General features: G+C 60.7%; 10 protein-coding genes and 1 pseudogene. 10 read left to right on the plus strand and 1 reads right to left on the minus strand.

Features of this window, described 5'->3' with window-relative positions; genetic code table 11:
- Positions 1 to 3 precede the first annotated feature (3 nt).
- The 9 genes from EET13_RS29160 to bioB all read left to right on the plus strand — a co-directional run bounded on the left by EET13_RS29160 (position 4) and on the right by bioB (position 17258).
- Entirely contained in the window at positions 4 to 3120 is a 3117-nt protein-coding gene (locus EET13_RS29160; protein WP_122445493.1) for a type I polyketide synthase, read from the plus strand.
- Complete coding sequence (locus EET13_RS29165) at positions 3113 to 9367, plus strand: type I polyketide synthase (protein ID WP_122445494.1); 6255 nt, start codon at positions 3113 to 3115, stop codon at positions 9365 to 9367. The genes EET13_RS29160 and EET13_RS29165 overlap by 8 nt, the downstream gene beginning before the upstream one ends.
- Positions 9364 to 10278 (plus strand): 3-oxoacyl-[acyl-carrier-protein] synthase III C-terminal domain-containing protein, encoded by a 915-nt coding sequence (locus tag EET13_RS29170; protein ID WP_122445495.1) that lies wholly within the window; start codon positions 9364 to 9366, stop codon positions 10276 to 10278. The genes EET13_RS29165 and EET13_RS29170 overlap by 4 nt, the downstream gene beginning before the upstream one ends.
- Positions 10279 to 10310: 32 nt before the next feature.
- On the plus strand, positions 10311 to 11639 hold the full coding sequence (gene fabD / locus EET13_RS29175) for an ACP S-malonyltransferase (RefSeq protein WP_168991356.1): 1329 nt from the start codon (positions 10311 to 10313) through the stop codon (positions 11637 to 11639).
- Positions 11629 to 13767 carry an MMPL family transporter gene (locus EET13_RS29180; RefSeq protein ID WP_168991357.1) on the plus strand — a complete coding sequence of 713 codons (2139 nt, stop codon included), beginning with the start codon at positions 11629 to 11631 and terminating at the stop codon, positions 13765 to 13767. Before fabD ends, EET13_RS29180 begins: the two co-directional genes overlap by 11 nt.
- Before the next feature lie 7 nt (positions 13768 to 13774).
- Positions 13775 to 14659, plus strand: coding sequence for an alpha/beta fold hydrolase (locus EET13_RS29185; RefSeq protein WP_122445498.1), 885 nt, complete (start codon positions 13775 to 13777; stop codon positions 14657 to 14659).
- A complete protein-coding gene (locus tag EET13_RS29190) occupies positions 14652 to 14912 on the plus strand; it encodes a phosphopantetheine-binding protein (RefSeq protein WP_122445499.1) in 261 nt (86 codons plus the stop codon). The genes EET13_RS29185 and EET13_RS29190 overlap by 8 nt, the downstream gene beginning before the upstream one ends.
- The gene (locus EET13_RS29195; protein WP_122445500.1) at positions 14909 to 16045 is read left to right on the plus strand and encodes an SDR family oxidoreductase; all 1137 of its coding nucleotides are present in this window, start codon (positions 14909 to 14911) and stop codon (positions 16043 to 16045) included. Before EET13_RS29190 ends, EET13_RS29195 begins: the two co-directional genes overlap by 4 nt.
- 148 nt (positions 16046 to 16193) lie before the next feature.
- Positions 16194 to 17258: a biotin synthase BioB gene (bioB, locus tag EET13_RS29200; protein WP_122445501.1), complete on the plus strand. Its 1065-nt coding sequence runs from the start codon at positions 16194 to 16196 to the stop codon at positions 17256 to 17258.
- A 311-nt stretch (positions 17259 to 17569) separates the two neighbouring features.
- Here the strand turns inward: bioB and EET13_RS32125 are convergent, their stop codons facing one another.
- Positions 17570 to 18634, minus strand: a complete 1065-nt coding sequence (locus EET13_RS32125; protein WP_342212323.1) for a site-specific integrase — start codon at positions 18632 to 18634, stop codon at positions 17570 to 17572.
- Between the two features lie 128 nt (positions 18635 to 18762).
- On the opposite strand from EET13_RS32125, the pseudogene EET13_RS29210 reads away from it, so the two are divergent.
- Positions 18763 to 19426 (plus strand): annotated as a pseudogene (locus EET13_RS29210) (IS3 family transposase); the annotation flags it as partial.

A 19426-nucleotide genomic window follows, 5' to 3' on the forward strand; every position in this document is an offset into this window, starting at 1 on the left:
TACGTGTCCACTGACGAACGCATTGTGCAAGCGCTGCGCGACGCGCGAACCCAATTAGCTCAAGCCCGCGCGGCACTTGAGAATCGCGACAGGGAACCGATTGCGATTATCGGCATGGGATGCAGGCTTCCGGGAGAGGTCGACGGACCTGACGATTTGTGGGAACTGGTCACCCTGGGTGCGGATGTCACCGACGAGCAACCACCGGGTCGGTGGAATACAGCCGAATTCTACGATCCCGATCCCTCAGCACCGGGCAAAATCTATGCCACCCGAGGTGGGTTCCTCTCCAACATTGATCATTTCGACGCGGAGTTCTTCGGCATCTCCCCACGAGAAGCGGAATCGATGGACCCGCAGCAGCGCCTGCTTCTTGAAGTCACTTGGGAGACAATGGAACACGCCGGGATAACCGCCGATGCGCTCAAAGGCTCACAGACCGGCATTTTCATGGGTCTGAGCTGGCGAGACTACGACCGCATCGCGGTCGGTGGTCGTCCCGAAAATCTCGATGCCTATGCCGGATTGGGCAATACCCCTAGCATCGCCGTCGGACGCATCGCCCACGTACTTGATCTCAACGGACCAGTCGCGTTGATCGATACAGCATGTTCCTCCTCGCTTGTAGCAGTCCACCAAGCGGTTCAGAGCCTGCGAGCACGTCAGTGTCACACCGCGTTTGCTGGCGGGGTTAATCTCGTACTGTCTCCGTTCTCCACAGTATTCTGCTGCAAAATTCGCGCGCTCGCGCCGGACGGTCGTTGCAAGACATTCGACGCGTCTGCCGACGGCTACGGACGAGCCGAAGGCTGTGGAGTCGTGCTCCTGAAGCGATTGTCCGATGCTCAGCGCGACGGCGACACCGTCCATGCGGTGATCCGTGGCTCCGCGGTCAATCACGACGGCCGGACCGGCGGCCTGACCGTACCAAGCCGACGGTCACAAGAAGCCGTTCTACAGGCGGCGTTGCAATCAGCAGATTTGAAGGCCGATCAGATCGGCTACATCGAGGCGCACGGCACCGGAACCGCGTTGGGCGACCCCATCGAAATCGCCGCGCTGAACACAGTCTTCGGCAGCACCCACCGTCAGACACCGTTGTGGACCGGCTCTATCAAAACCAACATCGGACATGCCGAAACTGCTGCAGGCATAGCCGGCCTGATCAAGACAGCGCTGGCAGTACGGCACGGAATCATCCCGCCGTCACTACATTTCAATGAGCCTAATCCCCATATCGACTGGGATGCCGGCCCCGTACGTGTCGTGACGGATGCTCAGAGCTGGCACTCTGGACAGCGGTTGGCCGGAGTGAGTTCCTTCGGGTTCAGCGGCACTAACGCTCACGTCATCGTCGGCCAAGACCAAACCGCCGATCCTTGTCTGGAGCCCGAATCAGCATTGCCAGCGGTACTGACGCTCTCTGCGCGCACCCCTGAAGCACTGAACGCACAAGCCCGACGCTATGCAGCGGTACTGAAGGGAGAAGACCTGCACACTCTGCAGAGGGTTTGCTATTCGGCCAATACCGGCCGATCGACCTTCGAATATCGATTAGCGGCGCACGCACCGACGGCTAGTGCTATGGCCGAGTCCCTGGAGAATTTTGCTGCCCGAACACGCACGCGAGAGCTTTGGCACGGCCGGATAGCGCGGGCCAGAACCGCCGAGACAGGACTGGTCCTTGGGCACCGCGATTCAGGGCTATTCACCGCCACCGCAGAGATCTACAACGCCTCAGAGCGCGTGCGCGAGGTTGTCGATCAATGCGCCAGCATTGCGGAACGCAAATTGGGCTTGGACTTGCGCGCTGCGTTGTTCGCCGATCCGAGGGACCCGGCGACGTCAGTGGCAGCACATGTCGCCGATACCGTTGGATTTATTCGACAACTGGCCATAGTTACCCTGATGCAGGATTGGGGCCTGCAACCCGCGATGGTCGTCGGACTGGGAACAGGCGAATACGTTGCCGCAGTCGTCGCCGGCATACTTCGAATCGACGATGCAATTGCCCTAATCGCCGATACAGCTCACGGAGACATTGGCATCATCGCCTGCACAACCGATTTCGGAGTGCTCGAACACGAGATTGCTGCATCGGGAGGACGGATCGTCGCGCGAGCCGAACCCGAATACCTCCTGACCTCGCCCGATCTGCCCCAGCTGGTAGATGCCTTGCGATTGAAAGGCGTGGCAATTCATGACGCGCGGGACGAGCGCGCTGTTCTTGGCGACAGCGACGTCGACGGCGCACCCGTCATCAACCCATCGCCGCCGCGTATAGCGTTCGTGTCCTGCCAGACCGGGCAGCGCGCAGACCAACTGGTCAGCCGCCCAGAGTATTGGGCTCGCCGCCCCCTGTGGCCTGCACACCCCATCGAAGCGCTCGCCGCGATGCGGCAAGCCGGTTGCACGGTGTTCGTTGATGTGTCCGGGGGCGTGTTGGGCCGCTGCGGCCGGGAAGTCACGCTGGCGGACGACACGAAATGGGTGAGCGTCGGAGTCGACGCTCAGGGTCTATCCTTATGTGCGGCAAAACTATTCGCCTACGGTGCAGTAGCTGGTCTCGGCGGTCTCCACAAACGTGGTGAGCACAGGGTTGCCGTGCCGACATACCCTTTCCAACGCAATCGGTACTGGGTCGATCATGGCCCGCCACAGGTCCCACCTAACTTCGCGTCGGCATCGACGGGCTTACCGGAGAGAACGGCAACAGATCGTAGTTCGCCGAAAGGCGTGGGCATCGGAAACCGGCATTCTGTGACGAGAATCGTTCTCGCCCACGCTAATCGCATTCTTGGCCGCGATGAATCAGCTCCACTGGATACTTCGTTGCCACTGCATGAAGTGGGATTTGATTCCTTGATGGCCGTGGAGCTCAGCACGCGGCTGAGCCGAGAGCTCGGCGTAACGCTCCAAGGAGGTTTCGTGTTTGATTTCCCGTCCATATCCGAGCAATCAGCTGCGCTGACCGCGCTGTTGGACCACGACAACACCGCTGTAACCGCCACAGATCCCGAGCCCACTATCGCCATGGTGCCCGCGGAACTGACTGAGGCCGAGCTCATTGAGACGGCCCTGGCGGAATTGACGGCCTGGCAGAAAGACTTTCATGGCTGAAAACACCGCCGGCGATGTACTTCGGAAGACAGTCGAAGCACTGCGAACCGCCCGCATCAGCCTGGCTGAACACCAGCGCAAGAGCACCGAACCGATCGCCATCGTCGGCATCGGGTGCCGCTTACCCGGCGGCGCTGAGGACCTCGACAGTCTCAACAGGTTCCTCCGCGGGGGCGGAGACGGCATCGCTGACCTGCCGCCCGATCGCTGGGACATCGACCGCTACTTCGATACCGATCCAGACCAACCGGGCACGATGCTGGTCAAGCGCGCCGGGATATTGCCCGACATCGCTGGCTTCGACGCAGCGTTTTTCGGCATCTCACCGCGTGAAGCCGTGGCCATGGATCCACAGCAACGCCTGATGCTCGAAGTGACGTGGGAAGCACTCGAACATGCAGGCATACGCTCCGATGAGCTCGCTGAATCCAACACCGGGGTGTTCGTAGGTATCAGCGCCATCGACTACGCCAGCGCAGCAACGGACCCGACCACAATCGACATTTACAGTGCGACGGGCTCAGCGAACTCACTCGCGGCCGGGCGCCTGTCTTATTTTCTGGGCGTCAGAGGACCCAGTATGGCTGTGGATACCGCATGCTCATCCTCGTTGGTCGCGTTGCATCTAGCCGTGCAAAGCCTACGCTCGGGCGAATGCGACCGTGCGATCGTCGGCGGAGTGAACCTCATTGCCACCCCGCAGCACATGATCGCCATGTCGAAGCTTAAAGCGCTTTCACCGCTAGGACGTTCGGCGCCTTTCGGAGCTGGCGCGGACGGTTACGTCCGTGGGGAGGGCTGTGGCGTCGTCATACTCGAACGTGCCCGCGATGCGCAACCGCACCGCGTGCTGGCGCATGTCCTGTCCACCGCCGTCAGTCAAGACGGCGCCAGCAACGGCCTAACCGCACCCAACGGACAAGCGCAAGAACGAGCTTTGCGTGATGCGTTGCGCTCCGCTGGACTGCGGAGCGGTGATCTGGACTACGTCCAGGCACACGGCACCGGTACGCCGCTTGGAGATCCGATTGAAATCCAGGCACTGGACGCAGTTTTCGGGACCGATCGCGCCCGCCCTCTCGTTGTGGGATCCATCAAGGCCAACATCGGTCACCTTGAAGCCGCATCGGGGGTAGTCAGCTTGATCGCTGCGATCGGCGTGGTGCGCGATCGAATCGCACCGGGAACCCCGGTGTCCGAACTTAACGAGAGTATCGACTGGGCTCAGATGAAGTTGACTGTGCCCACGGTTCCATACCCACTGCGCCAGACCGGGCGCGTGCGGGCTGGGGTGAGTGCGTTCGGGTTCGGAGGAACCAATGCCCACGCGATTATCTCCAGCGTTGAGCCAGCGCTGGACCCACCGCTGGCCGAGCCCGGCACATTGGTTCTTCCGCTCTCGGCGCGCAGTCGCCAGGCTCTCTACGATCTGGCTGCACGGTACAGCGAGCACCTCATCGATCCGCAAGTCGATCCGCACGACGTGTGCTTCAGCGCCACGACCACCCGAAGTGCGCTCGAGGAACGCGCAGTGGTGGTGGCCGACACACGCGCAGGGCTGGAACGCGCGCTGACTGCCCTCGCCGACGGCCGGAAACGGGCTGGCGTTCTGGTGGGTCGACGCGCCGCGGACCCCGGTGCGTTGGTGTTCGTCTTCTCCGGACACGGCGGTCAGTGGCCAGGCATGGGCAAGCAGCTGATGGCTACTTCTGCGGTGTTCAGAGATGCGGTTGAACGCTGCCGCGATGCCATGACTGAACATCTTGACTTGGATGTCGCTCAGGTTCTTGAAGCCGGCACCGATCTTAATGGCAGAGTCGACGCCGAGATACCGGTGTCGTTCGCACTGCAGATCGGCCTTGCAATGATGCTGCGCGAGAGAAACATCACGCCCGACCTCGTCATCGGCCACAGCATGGGCGAGCTTGCGGCAGCTCATGTTTGTGGGGCACTCGATTTGAAGCAGGCCGCGCGCATTGTCTGCCAGCGCAGTCGAATACTCGAACAGGTCGGCGGCACCGGCAGCATGCTCTCGGTGTACGCCGGCGTCGACGAAATCGATGCGTGGCTTGCCAACAACGACAACGTTTTAGACATCGCAGCCGTTAACGGACCTGCACACATTGTTGTCACCGGTCAGGTAAAGCAACTCGATCAACTTGCCGAGGACCTCGGTGCCCGCGGCATCGAAACGAACCGGGTACGCATTCACACGGCGGCACATAGCCGCCAACTTGATGACCAGTTGCCCCGATTCGCCCAACAGCTAGGCCGAGTGATTCCCAACTCCGACAATGCGATCGGATTCATCTCTACCGTTGAAGGACGCATCACCGACGCCCGAGAGCTCGACGAACGCTACTGGATTCGCAATCTGCGAGAGACCGTGCGACTAGATTCTGCTGTCAAGGCCGCAGTGACCGCGGGCGCAGGCGCGTTCGTCGAGATCGGTCCCAACCCGGTCCTTGTGGACAGTCTCAGCGCACTGATCGGCGAGCATCGGTTGGCGGCACCGACCCTGCGCCGCAACGGCAATGCACGCCGCGACCTGCTGGAATTGTCGGCTCGGCTGTATATCCACGGCACCACGGTCGGCCCGCGCGCCCTGGGCGTGGCCGGCCAGCCGGTAGAACTGCCACGATACCCGTGGCAGCGACGCCGATACTGGGTGGAATCGGACTGGCAGCGAACAGATCAGCGCGGCACAGACCATCTGCGGATGCTCGAATCATCAGTTAGTGGGGAGGTTCTGCTCGAACGCACACTAGACACCGACCGAACGCCGTGGCTACTCGATCACGTGATCGGAGCCAGCCCAGTCATCGCCGGTGCGTGGTTTATAAATATGGTTGCCGCCCTGCTGTGGCAGCGCGCCGAGGGTAAAACCGTCGTACTAGCCAACGTCACCTTCGAACGGCCCTTGCCGGTGCGCTCCCAGACTAGCCAAAGGGTACAGGTTGTACTGCACAGCAATGATTTTCAGATCTCGGCCGAGCGAGGCGAACCGGCCGTCGGTGACCCGCAGTGGGCCCGACATGTCCGCGGCAACGTCGCTGACTCTGACGCACGACCGCCAGCGGCGATCGATATTGAGAAACTGCGTGCGCGGCATCCGCGGGCGATCTCGCAGGAAGACTTCTACGCCAGCTACGACAGACTGGGCATCGACTACCGGCGCGCATTCCGGACGGTAACTGATGCGTTCGCCGGTGATCAGACCGTACTCGTGCGAGTTTGCGTGGTAGACAAGACAAGTCGGGAACCTGAGGACGTTGCGCCGGCTGCTTTGCTTGATGGGTGCTTTCAGGCCGTGGGACTGCTCGCGGTCGACGACGGTCTGTATCTCCCGCAGTCGATTGGCCGCTTCACCCTGATGGGGCGTCTGCCTACGCAGGTATGGGCGCATGTGCGCCGGTCGATCACCGGTGATGACCGACAAGTGTCGGACCTCGACGTCTATGACGTCGACGGGCATCTGCTGGCGATGGTCGAAGGGTTGACCGCCCAGCGTGTCGGAGCTTCCGGACAGGACCAGCCCCAGATCGGCGCATTCGAACTGATTTGGGAACACCGCGCCCTGCCGCAACAGCAGCCGCGTGCAGGTGGTGTCCTGGTAACGGGATCAGGAGTGAGCGCTGCGTGCATCGCTGATCATTTCGAGGAACACGGCATCGGTGTGCAACGCAGTATCGATAGCGAGGTTCGCGTCGGTGACCTAGCTGGAGTTAGCAGTGTGGTTTTTGTTGCAGACCCGGCGATGTCGGCGACAACGACGTTTGCCGATCTGTGTGCGCTGCAACGGCTGACCAGACTGTTAGTGGACACCTCCGGTGACAAGTCGCCCCGACTCCATGTGGTCACTACCGCTGCGCAAGCTCTCGACAACACCGACCCGGACCCATTCCAAAGCGCGCTGTGGGGTTTCGTCACCTCGTTGGGGCCGGAGCATCCCGAATTGCGCGCCACGATCGTTGATGTCGGTTCACCCGCCGAGTACGAGAATGCTGTCGCCGAAGTTCTTGCCGGTGACGCCGAACGACACGTCGCCTGGCGCACCGGCCAACGCCATATCAGCAGGCTGACGCCTTTTGAGGCGCAGACCAATGTCCAGGCAATGGTTCGGGCAGAGGGCCGACCATTCGGTCTGGTCATTGATGAACCGGGGCGCCTGCACACCTTGACTCTGCGCGGCCGCGAAATCCCACAGCCCGGTCCCGAAGACGTGGTTGTGCGTGTGAGTTCAGCAAGTCTGAATTTCGCGGATGTTATGCGCGCCATGGGCTTTTTCTTGAGGTCCTCGACCGCGCCAGTGGAGTTGGGCAGTGATTGCGCAGGCACGGTTGTGGCAGTGGGATCGGCAGTTGAGTCGGTGTCGGTCGGTGACCGGGTCGGCTGCGTGGCGATGGATTGTTTTGGTACTCATGCGCTTACTCAGGCCGACTTGGTTTACCCATTGACACCGTCGGTGACCGACGCCCAAGCCGCTGCGGCACCGAGCGCCTACGCCACGGCCGTGTACTGCCTAGAGCACCTGGTACATCCGCAGCCGGGTACGCGGGTACTGATTCATTCAGCCTCAGGTGGAACAGGATTGGCGTGTTTTGAGGTGGCTAAACGGCTCGGCTTGGAGATCTTCGCGACCGCCGGGTCCCCTGCTAAACGCCAGTATCTACGGGATTTGGGCATCGAGCATGTTATGGATTCTCGCTCACTTGGTTTTGTCGAGCAGATCCTCGACGCAACCGGCGGCGAGGGCGTTGACATTGTGGTCAATTCATTATCGGGAGAGGCACTGGAGGCGAATTTGCGTGTCCTGGCCAGCGACGGTGTTCTACTGGAATTAGGCAAACGCGACATCTACGCCGATGGGCAACTTCCCTTGGGGCACTTCAAAAAACGGCTCACCGTCACGGCGGTGGACATAGCCGGTCTCAAAATTGAACGACCTGCGGTATTCGCCCGCCTATTCCGCGACGTGATGGAACGCCTCAACGATGCGACGCTGCCCCCGTTGCCCACGCAGAGTTTCCCGTTGTCCGAAGCGCGCATGGTGTTTCGAACCATGGCCGCCGGTGAGCACATCGGCAAGCTCGTCTTGGACACCGGCCCCGATATCGATGTGCAGATCGTGCCCGACGCCGCGCCGACCTTCACCGCCGACGGATGCTATGTCGTCTCAGGCGGTCTGGGCGGTCTCGGCATTGAGCTCGCGCAGTGGCTGGCCGACCGCGGCGCGCGAGACATCGTCTTGCTCGGCCGGCGGAACCCCGATGCCCGTGCCGCCGAGGCCATGACCGCGATGCGTGCGCGCGGTGTGGCGGTCACGGCGGTACGCGCAGATGTCAGCGACCCGGCGCAGGTCGATACGGTGCTGGGGCAGATCCGATCTCAAGGTGCCCAGATCCGCGGCGTGTTTCATCTGGCTGGAGTACTGCGCGATGGCACCCTCGCGAACCTGACATGGGCAGATTTTGAGGATGTTCTTGGACCCAAAGCTCTCGGAGCGTGGAACCTGCACTGCGCCACCGAGCAGGATCCGCTGGACCATTTCGTTATGTACTCATCGGCGGCCTCGGTGCTTCCTTCAGGTGGGCAGAGCAATTACGCTGCCGCCAACGCGTTCCTTGACGGTCTAGCGGCACATCGCCGCGCCTGTGGGCGCCCCGGCATCGCCGTGTCGTGGGGGTCTTTCAGTGAGGTCGGCATGGCAGCGGGCAACGCCGTGATCGACAAACATATGCAGGGCCGAGGCCTGGCGGCAATCAGCCCGGCAGAGTCTCACCAGGCGCTCGGTGCGGCGATGGCCAGTGGTCAAGTTCACGTGGCGATCTTGGCCATCGACACCGCCCGCTGGTATCGCGCGCACCCCTACGCGCGTGCAGTACCGCTGTTCGAACTGCTTAGGGAGAATGCCGGAGCGGCCGATTCTGGCGCCGCCTGCATCAACATCGCCGAATTGCCCGCTGAAGAACGCTCGGAAAAGCTGCGCGAGATCCTGATGAGTCACCTGGCGGCCGTTCTCGGGCTGGACATCGATGAAGTTCCAACCCAGACCTCGTTCATCGACTTTGGGCTGAGTTCGTTGGCTCTCATCGAATTCAAGAACGGTCTCGGCGCGGCACTAGATATTGAATTGCCCGCAGCGGTCCAGTGGAATTATCCCACCATTGCTGCGCTGCACGGGTATCTTGTCACCCTCTTCGCCCGGGAGCCCCGCGGCTCCATCGACGCCGGAGCGGATGGATGAGCGCGAGCACGCATCTGCACGGGCTTGCCTACACCCTCGGAGCCAAAGAAACCGTTGATACCCTTGAGCCCCTCCGCGAAGATGAGCAACTTCTTCGGCAGGTACATGATGTGGGGCTGCGCTACTACCATCGCAGCGACAGCACGCCCATCGACCTCGCCGCCGAGGTCATCACACAGACGATCGCCCAGTCACCGATTACTGCCGACGAGGTCGACGTCCTGATCTTTGCCTCCGCCAGCGTGGCTGGGGGTGCATTCGACGCCGCCCGGGTCATGAGCATGCTGGACAACACCGGGTTAACGCGGGCCACCCCGATCGGCATATCGCTATCGGACTGTGGCAATTTTGGGTCTGCTATGCGTGCCGCGCACAGCCTGATCATGGGCAGCGGCGCCCGCAATGTGCTGGTAGTCACAAGTGATGTCTGCCGTGATCCGCGGTCGCGCATTCTGACAGACACGCTTTCGATTCTGAGTGACGGCGCGGCGAGCTGTCTACTTAGCGCTGAGCACCCGTCGCGACTAGAACTACTCGCGACAGCCGGACGTACCAACCAGAAAGTCCGAACTGCTGATCTATCGGACATGTCGCTGTTGATCCGACGCGGACTGGTCAAGGTGGTTAGTGATCTCCTACGACGTTCAGACGCTGAACTGGCCGATGTGGGCAAACTGATGGCAAACAACGTCAACGCCGAGGCTGTTCGTTTTATGACGGTAGCGCTCGGGCTTGGTCCCGACCGTGCCTATCTGGAGAATGTCGCCGACTTCGGCCACGTGCACTCCGCGGACATTCTGATCAACCTGCTCACCTACCTAGAAGAAGGTGCCGCACCTGACGAGCTGATCGTGACCATCAGCCACAGCTATGGCACCTGGGGCGCGGCAACCTTCCGTGTCGCCGAATAGCATTGCACAACAAAGACACTGAGAGGGTTCCCTTGCTCGCATTCATCTTCCCTGGCCAAGGATCGCAGGTCGCCGCCATGGGCAAGGCGCTGGCGGACCGCTATCCGATTGCGCGTCAGACCTTCGAGGAAGCCGACGATGTCTTGGGACGCGCACTGTCGCAGACCTGCTTCAGCGGTGAGGACCTGGATCTGACCGTCAACGCCCAACCGGCCCTGCTGACGACCAGCGTCGCGGCGTACCGGGTCCTGACCACCGAGACTGGTCTGCACCCGACCGTTATGGCGGGGCATAGCCTCGGCGAGATTTCAGCGCTGACCTGTGCGGGCAGTACAGAATTCGCCTCGGCGCTGTCGCTGGTGCAGCAGCGCGCTGTCCTAATGCAACAAGCGGTACCGCCGGCGGCAGGTGCGATGCTCGCCATCATGGGCCTTGCGCAGGACGCAGTTGCCGAAATCTGCTCCACCGCTGCACAAACTGAAATTGTAGAAATCGCTAACCACAACGGCTCGGGCCAACTGGTGGTGTCCGGGCATGCCGACGCCGTACAACGAGCCAACGCACTTGCAACCGATCGCGGCGCGGTCACCCGCAAGTTGGCAGTGAGCGCACCGTTTCACTGCCAGCTCATGCAATCCGCGGCCACCCAACTCGCTGATCGCCTGGCGGATATCGAATTCCTCCCGCCACGCGTGCCAATCATTGAATGCTCGTCCGGCACAATTGTGCGGACGGGGTCCGGCATAGCTGAGCGGATCGCCGCGCAAGTTAGCGCACCAGTGCGCTGGGACAAAGTCATGAACGGCCTTGCCGCATTGAAAATCGATACGACAATCGAGGTCGGCGCCGGCAAGAGTCTGAGCTCATTGCTGCGCCGTGAGCGGTCCGTGGCGCACACCATGGTGTGCGCCAATCCCGACGATGTTTCGTCGCTCGGCGAGTTGGCCGAGAGATGGCCGATACTGCAACGGCCGCTTGGCTATTGGCAGATCGATGACCATGGGCACAGCGTCAACGGCGAGGATCTGTTGGTGATGTGGGCTGGCGCCGATACTGCCGAAAAAGTAGACAACACACGGTGGGCCGCCGGCCGCGGTGGTGCCTGGATGCGGCGTTACGGGACGATGGCCAGGATAAGCGCGCAGGGCACGCTCCAAGTGTTTGATTCCGAGCACTGGCTCCCACGCGAGGACGGCGCCTACGTGCGCCGCGACGGCAGTTGCATTATCAAGCCTGACGCAGAGATCGAAGAGTTCGCAGCCCAGGAATGGCTCGTTAGCACAGCGGGAACGATGAGCAAAACCGATGGCACGCGCATCATTTGGGCCGATGGTCAAGAATGGAACTTTGATGGCCGTTAATTCCCAGGTTCCCACGCCCCCACGACTATTGACCTGGATCCGCATTGCCGCCATCACTGTGGCAGCGCTCGCCGGGTTGCTGATGTTTGCCGGACTCGAGAACAAACTTTCGGTCGGCGGATTCATCGACCCGGATGCGCCGTCAACGCGCGCCACCCATACTCTCACACAGAACTTCGGAGTCGGTGCGCCGAACTTGATCCTCATTGCCAGCACCCGACACGGCCATCTCGATCAGGCTGACGCCAACGCCGTTGAGGACTTTGCCCACACGCTCAGGGCACAACCGGGCGTGGTCTCGGTGCAAACATACTTTGGCGACCACAGTCCCGCGCTGATGTCCGCCGACCAGACCACGACCGCGATACTGGCCCGCCTGTCAGGTAGCGAGGATGATGTGCGCGCCTCGATCGTACGCTTGCAGCCGCTGCTCACCGAAGTGGCGCACAGCACCAATCTGGACGTACAAGTGACGGGCCAAGCCGAAATCTTGCGCGCCGTAAGCAAACAGGCGACCACCGATGTCGTGCGAGCCGAGATGATCGCGGTCCCAATCACATTTGTACTGCTGCTGGTGTGGTTCGGCGGGCTATATGCCGCGCTGATCCCTGTGCTGGTCGGGGTGCTCGGGATGTTGATTTCCGTGTTGGCGATCGGCTTGATCAATATGGTGACGCCCATCTCGGTGTATACCCTTAACCTCATCACCGGCCTCGCGCTCGGGCTGGCGATCGACTACAGCCTGCTGATCATTACCCGGTATCGCGAAGGCGTGCGGGCAGGCCAACAATGGGATCTCGCTCTGTCTGCAGCAGTAACCCGGTGCCGCAGAACGATTCTCATCTCAGCGGCAACAGTCGCGCTATGTTTGGTGGGCCTGATCGCAATCCCGCTGGTCTATCTCAGATCACTGGCTATCGCGGGTATCGCGGGTATCGCGGCGGTCTGCCTGGTGACACTGTGGGTATTGCCGGTCCTCTTGCATGTGCTCGGAAATCGAATCGACCAAATGGCCGTACGTAAGGTCAATCTCTCAGAGACGGGTCCGGTTCTCACCACGATCTTGCGGTTTGTCATCCGCTTCCGTCTGGCTGCCGCCATCGGTGCCAGCGTAGCCCTCTTGATTCTGCTGGCCCCTGTTGCAGGACTGCGACTGGGACCGGTCGACGATCGGGTGCTTCCTGAAAATGCGCCGGCTCGCCTTGCCTCGGACGCGGTACGCCGGGATCTGCCCGCGCTCGGCGCCGATCCCATCTTTGTGTACGCCCAAGCGGCGGGCGGCCCAGTGGAAGACTTCGCGAAGAAACTGTCCGAGATCGCGACGGTACTGCAAGTGCGCACCGGCGCTGCCGACTACATGAACGGCCATATCACCGGACCGGGTGTTGCGCGATTTCAGAATCGCGACAGCTGCGCGATTCAAGTGATTCCCCAGCCAGGTGCGACAATCGTCGAACAGCAAAATCTCACCCGCCAAATCCGCGACTATGCAGCACCTTTCGGTACCGAAGTAGCCGGACTCTACAGCGAAGACATCGACACCCAAGCGGCCATCACCCGACGTCTCCCCATGGTTCTGGCCATCGTCGCCATCGCGATGCTACCGCTGATATTCGTCCTTACCGGCGGTGTTCTGGTGAGTATCAAGGCCTTGCTCTTAACGTTGTTGAGCCTCACTGCAAGCTTTGGTGCGATGGTCTTTGTGTTCCAAGAGGGTCACTTGTCTACCGCGCTGCGGTTCACCGCGACAGGGACGATCAGTGCCACATCGCCAATCCTCATGTTCTGCTTGGCATTCGGTCTGTCGATGGACTACCAGATATTTCTCCTCGCACGAATACGAGAGGAGTATGACCGCACTGGCAGCAATTCCGATGCGGTCGTCATCGGACTAACTACGACCGCCAAGATGATCAGTGTCGCAGCGCTTCTCATCGCGACGGTGTTCCTGGCAATAGGCACGTCGGGGATCAGTTTCATCAAACTACTCGGGCTGGGACTGTCGATCGCGGTTCTTATCGACGCCTTCTTGGTGCGACTGTTTCTCGTGCCTAGCCTGATGCTCATTCTGGACAAGGCGAACTGGTGGGCGCCGAAATTTCTACGCCACAAGGTAATAGCCGGATAGGAGTGCAATGAACGGCCCCGCGCAAGAAGCGCGCTACACAGCAATCAATGACCTGGATTTCCAGTACCTAGACACGCCCAGGCTTTCAGTCGGCAACGATGTTGAACTGTACGCCGAATACCGCGGCACCGGGCCGGCCATCGTCGTGCTCAACAACTTCTTCATGGTCAGCCCCGTATGGCGGTCCTTCACGCGTAGACTTGCAGAAAGTCATCAGGTCGTCACCTACGACTTTCGTGGTCAGGGTGCCTCCACCGCGGGTACGGAAGCGCCCACCTGGGACAACCACCTCGACGATTTGAACGTTGTCGTGGACAGCCTCGGCGGCAAGCAAGTGTATCTGCTGGGTACATCCATGTCGGCCGTCATCTGCCGCGACTATGCGCTGCGCCATCCAACCAAAGTTCGAGGCTTAGTAATGGCCGGCCCGGCACTTTCGCCGTGGGGCAGCCGACGTGGGCGCAGAATCGTCAAGAACTGGTTGGAAGCGCTACGCACACACGGGATGGTCGGCATGTTTAACCAGATGTACCCTTTGGTGTTCGGTGATCTCATGATCGAGACCATGGGCACAGCGGGTTACCTCGGACTGCGCGAAAGTCTATTAGTGCTGCACACTCAAGAACAGATCGAGGCCAGCTTTACTCTGTCCCTGATCTGTGACACTGATCCCGAATTGCTTACGAGACTGCAAGTTCCGGTGCTGCTCATGACCGGAGACGACGATTTCGGCTGGAGTCATAGCGCGGTCGAAGCGATGAAAGAGCTCGTGTCCGACTTGTCCACGGTAGAAATTCCGCAGGCCGGGCACTTGCCTTTCCTGGAAGCCACAGCTGAGTTCGAAGACGGTGTAGCGCAATTCGTGTCGGCGATTGAGGCGCGCTTTGTCTGAGACCACTGGGATTGAACGCGAACTGATCGATTTGCTCGGCACTGTGTTCGACAAATCTATAGCCCAGGAAATCGGTCCTGATGTCGCGCTACGCGAGTCAGGAGTCCCATCGGTTTCCTTCGTCGCTTTCCTCATTGCGATCGAAGCCAAATACGGGTTCGAATGGGACGAAGACACGCCACCGGGCGGACTGCGAACGATCGCCGACCTGGCCGAAATTGTCGAACAGCTCAATAAGGAGAAACATTCATGAGCGAATCCGAACTCTCAACGATATTGGTCACCGGCGCAACTGGATTCGTCGGTGGTGCGCTGGCGCTCCAGTATCTTTTGGACACGGACGCCCGCGTGTATTGTCTAGTTCGAGAGAACTCAGTTGGCGCTGCGCAAAGCAGGATTGAGGCGGCCTTAAAAGTTGCCGCTCGTGCGTACGGACAAAGTGATCTCGACTTTGCCATTGGCGATCGGGTGCGCGCCGTTGTCGGTGATGTCGGGTCTTCTCATGGGGACTACGAGGGCTTGCCCGTGTCACTAGATCTGGTAGTGCATGCCGCCGCCAGCCTGAAGTATGCGGACCAAGACGTTGACGAAATCAAAGCAATCAACGTTGCGGGAACCGCCAACATCGTGCGTTTAGCTCAGGCCACAACAGCCCGCCTCTGCCATGTCAGCACTGCCTACGTTGCCGGGAAGCGGCACGGCGAGGTCAGTGAGACACTGCCTTTGCCGGATCCAGGAGATTCAAACAACGAGTACGAACGAAGCAAGGTCGCCGGCGAGAAAATCGTGGCGGCGAGCCAGCTCGACTACCAGATCGTGCGGCCCAGCATCGTCATCGGGCACAGCGAAACACGTGGCGCAACAAGCTTCAGTGGCATGTACGGCATGCTCGACCAATTGTTGCGATTCAAGTCCCGTGTTGGGGACCGGCTTGGCAGCCTGCTTCAGCACCGCGGCCTGGCTCTACTGGCCGAACCGGATACCGAACTGAACTTGATTCCGATCGACTACGTCGCCCGGGCGATTGCTCGTATCTCACGGGCGCAGACGAGCGAAACCGTATTTCACGTCGTGAACGGAACTCCACCCACTGCGGCGACTTGCCTGAATGCCGGATTCGACTTACTCGATCTGCCCCAGCCACGCTTTGTGTCTAAGCCGACGCAACTTTCAGAACTTGACCGTCGCCTACAGACAGACTTCTACGAAGTCTACCTGCGTAACGGAAAGACGTTCCTCACCGACAACGCGGAGAAAATCTGTGGTCGAGAAGCATTCGAATTTTGCATCGACGAGCACACAACGAGGCAGTTCCTTTCGTGGTACATGGACTCGGGGGTCAAGCGAGGAGAGCGTCTGGTTGATTCGACGCTTCCGCTGGCCTAAGGTTTTGTCAACCAGATCACCTGGCCAGTACACGCATACGCCTACAGGGGCTAGTGTGGGAGCGCGCGGCGTTTGCTGTTCAGCGCCAATCAACCAGGTCAGGTGGCATTCTTGAACACTGTTCACGAATGAACTAGATTGATGCGTTATGTCGAGTGATCTGTTATCGGTGTTGGTGGACAAGGCCTTTCGGAAAGAGGCGCCTACCCGCGAGGAAGCGCATGCGTTGTTGGCGGGGACTGAACCGTTGATCGACGTAGTTGCAGCTGGCTCGCGAATTCGCCGGGAGTTCTTCGGCATGAGGGTCAAGCTCAACACGATCGTGAACATGAAAAGTGGTCTGTGTCCTGAAGATTGCGGCTATTGTTCGCAACGTCTGGGCTCTGAGGCTGAGGTGCTGAAGTATTCCTGGGTCGCGCCGGAAAGAGCGGCGCAGATCGCAGGTGACGCCGTCAACGCCGGTGCCAAGCGTGTGTGCTTGGTTGCAAGTGGCCGAGGTCCCGGTGATCGCGATCTGACCCGCATTGAAAACACCATTGCCGCAATAAAGACGGACCATCCCCAGGTTGAAATCTGTGTGTGCCTAGGCTTGCTCAACGAGGATCAGGCTGGGCGACTTGCAGCGGCTGGCGCGCATGCGTATAGCCACAACCTGAACACCGCTGAAGACCGCTACGCCGACGTATGCACCACGCATACGTTCGCTGATAGGGTGCAGACGGTCGGTCGTGCCACCGCGGCGGGGCTGTCTCCGTGCTCGGGCGCCATTTTTGGAATGGGTGAAACGGACACAGATATCGTCAATGTGGCCTTTGCTCTTCGCGAACTGGACCCCGACTCGGTACCAGTCAACTTCCTCATTCCCTTTGACGGCACCCCATTGGGCGAGCACTGGGACCTTACGCCAGATCGCTGCCTGCGTATCCTGGCCCTGTTCCGATTTTTCTTTCCAGATGTTGAAGTGCGACTTGCAGGCGGCCGTGAAATCCACCTACGCGGTTTGCAACCGATGGCCTTGCACCTAGCGAATTCAATCTTCCTGGGCGACTACCTCACAAGCGAAGGACAGCCGGGCAGTGATGATCGGCAGATGATCGTCGATGCCGGCTTCGTGATTGAGGGAGCCGATGAACCGACGCTCCCGTCCGCTCGACACGACCTTGTTTCCCTGCGCCGCCGTGGAGCTGGTACAGCGCTGCCCTCCAACACGTGACAGCGTGGTGAGCGGGTCATAGGCAGGACGCTATTGACGATTCCTTGTTAGCCCGGATTTTTCGTGGAAGGTTGCTCAAGGGGGCGTGTAGATAAGCGAAAGTGCTTGTCCTGCAAGGGATAATTGGACTTGTCTAGGGTACAAGTATTCCTACGGGAAGGCACTTCGCGAGTGGTGCGACACGAGGTCGCATGTGTAAGTGGCGCGTTGAGTGGAGGTCGGCGGCGTTGTCGATGACGTAGCCCGGGTATGTGTTCATTGCCCTGTCCGCACCCCTGACGTGCGTCGCTGGTAACGGCGGGGTGCGAAGCTCAGGGGAAAGCCGAAGCGGCCCTTGATCCATCCGAGGGCTGCGGGTGAGGGGAAGGTCGGACGGGTGAACGTGAGTGAACCGCTGATGACGTCTCGTCAAAGTGAGCCCCGGATAGATGGTTGCGGTGCCGGGGTGCAGGGGCTGGCCGCTGAGAAGCGGCAGGCGGCGACCCAGGGCACTTGGTGGGTCGCGTGAACACCGCCGCTCCCGGGATATAGGCGGCACCCTCCCCGACCGAGTCTTGCGCATGTGGAACGTGGAAACCCCGCCCTGGTCCGGGCAAGTGTCTCGGTGAGTCGACCGTGAGGAAGACCGAACTCCTGTGGCGGGAACAGGATGGCCCAAGAAGCCAACGCCGGTGGCCGAAAGGCAGCAGGAAACCGAGCCGTGCGTACCGTCCCTTCAGCGGTCGGCTCGGATAACTGGCCGGATACCGGGGTATTGCCCGGGCCTTGCAAGTGGCGCTGACGTGGGCCAGGTGAGCCTTTGGAGAAGCGACGATGACAACGCCTGCATTTGCGGACAAGTTAGCGAAGACCGCCCGCGCCGACCGGTAGGTGAACGGCTCGGCAGTAGCAAGTCCTTCATCGATCGCCCACCGGTAGAACAGCGACAGGATGCTCATATGCTGCGCCCACGTGGTCGGCGCGAACCTCGCCGAAACCGGCCCGGCCGCGCGATGCTCGGCATAGCGGCTCAGCCCAGCCTTGAGTCGATCACGCGAATCGAACAGGCCCACACCGTGTTCGGCGAGGAATTCCGTCCATTCCTTGACTGCTCGTGCGTAGTTCTCCCACGAACTCGGGGCCGGTGCCCCGCTGGCCGGAAGCAGCCGCAACCACCGGTTGATCACCGTCGCCGGCCGCGGCGTGGCCGGGCCGTCCTCGAACAACAGATCGTCATCGATGAGGAACGGCATCCCTTCCGGGATCACCGGACGGTGCTCGACACCCCAGGACTGCCAGCCCTGCGACGTGAAGTAGCTCATGATTGTCATTTGCCACCGGGAAGGGACCACTGGTTTGCCACCAGCAAGGGACCACCTGTTTGGCTCAGCGAGCATGATGTTGGCTTTGCGGTGCTGATGTCAAACTGTGGGCTTTTGACGTCGCCGGTAGGACTGGCCTTCGATGATCAGTTTGACTCCTCCCGGCGTGTCCGGAGACTCCCTGCGTTGGGAGAATTTGGATGATGGCACGTACAAGCAAGTATCCCGAGGAGCTTCGGGAGCGGGCTGTTCGGATGGTCGCTGAGATAGCACCGCAGTACGGGTCGCAGTGGGCTGCGATCTGTGCTGTGGCGGGCAAGCTGGGGGTGGGAACACCCGAGACGGTGCGGACGTGGGTGCGGCGCGCCGAGGTTGATGCCGGACAGCGCCCGGGTGTGAGCAGTGAACAGTCCGAGGAACTCAGGCGCCTCAAGCGCGAGAACGCCGAATTGCGTAGGGCCAATGAGATTCTCAAAGCAGCAGCGATTTTCTTCGGGGCCGAGCTCGACCGGCCCGCGAGACGGTAATTCGGTTCATCACCGAGCACAAGGATCACCAGACGCCCGGCCCCGAGGGGGCCGGGCTGATCTGGGGAGTCGAGCCCATGTGCGCCGTGCTCACCGAGCATGGCATCAAGATCAGCCCTTCCACCTACTACGAGTGGATCAAAAGAACACCGAGCAAGCAGCAGCTTCGCGATGAAGCGGTCACCACCTCGATCAAGGAATTCCGCGAACGCAACCCGTTGAACAAGACCCTGGGCAGCCGCAAGGTATGGATCAAGCTGCGTGGGGACGGCATGGACGTTGCTCGATGCACCGTTGAGCGTCTGATGCAGGCCAACGGCTGGCAGGGTGCCCGTTACGG

Origin of the sequence: Mycobacterium attenuatum, from assembly GCF_900566085.1 — a bacterium.
Lineage (GTDB): Bacteria > Actinomycetota > Actinomycetes > Mycobacteriales > Mycobacteriaceae > Mycobacterium > Mycobacterium attenuatum.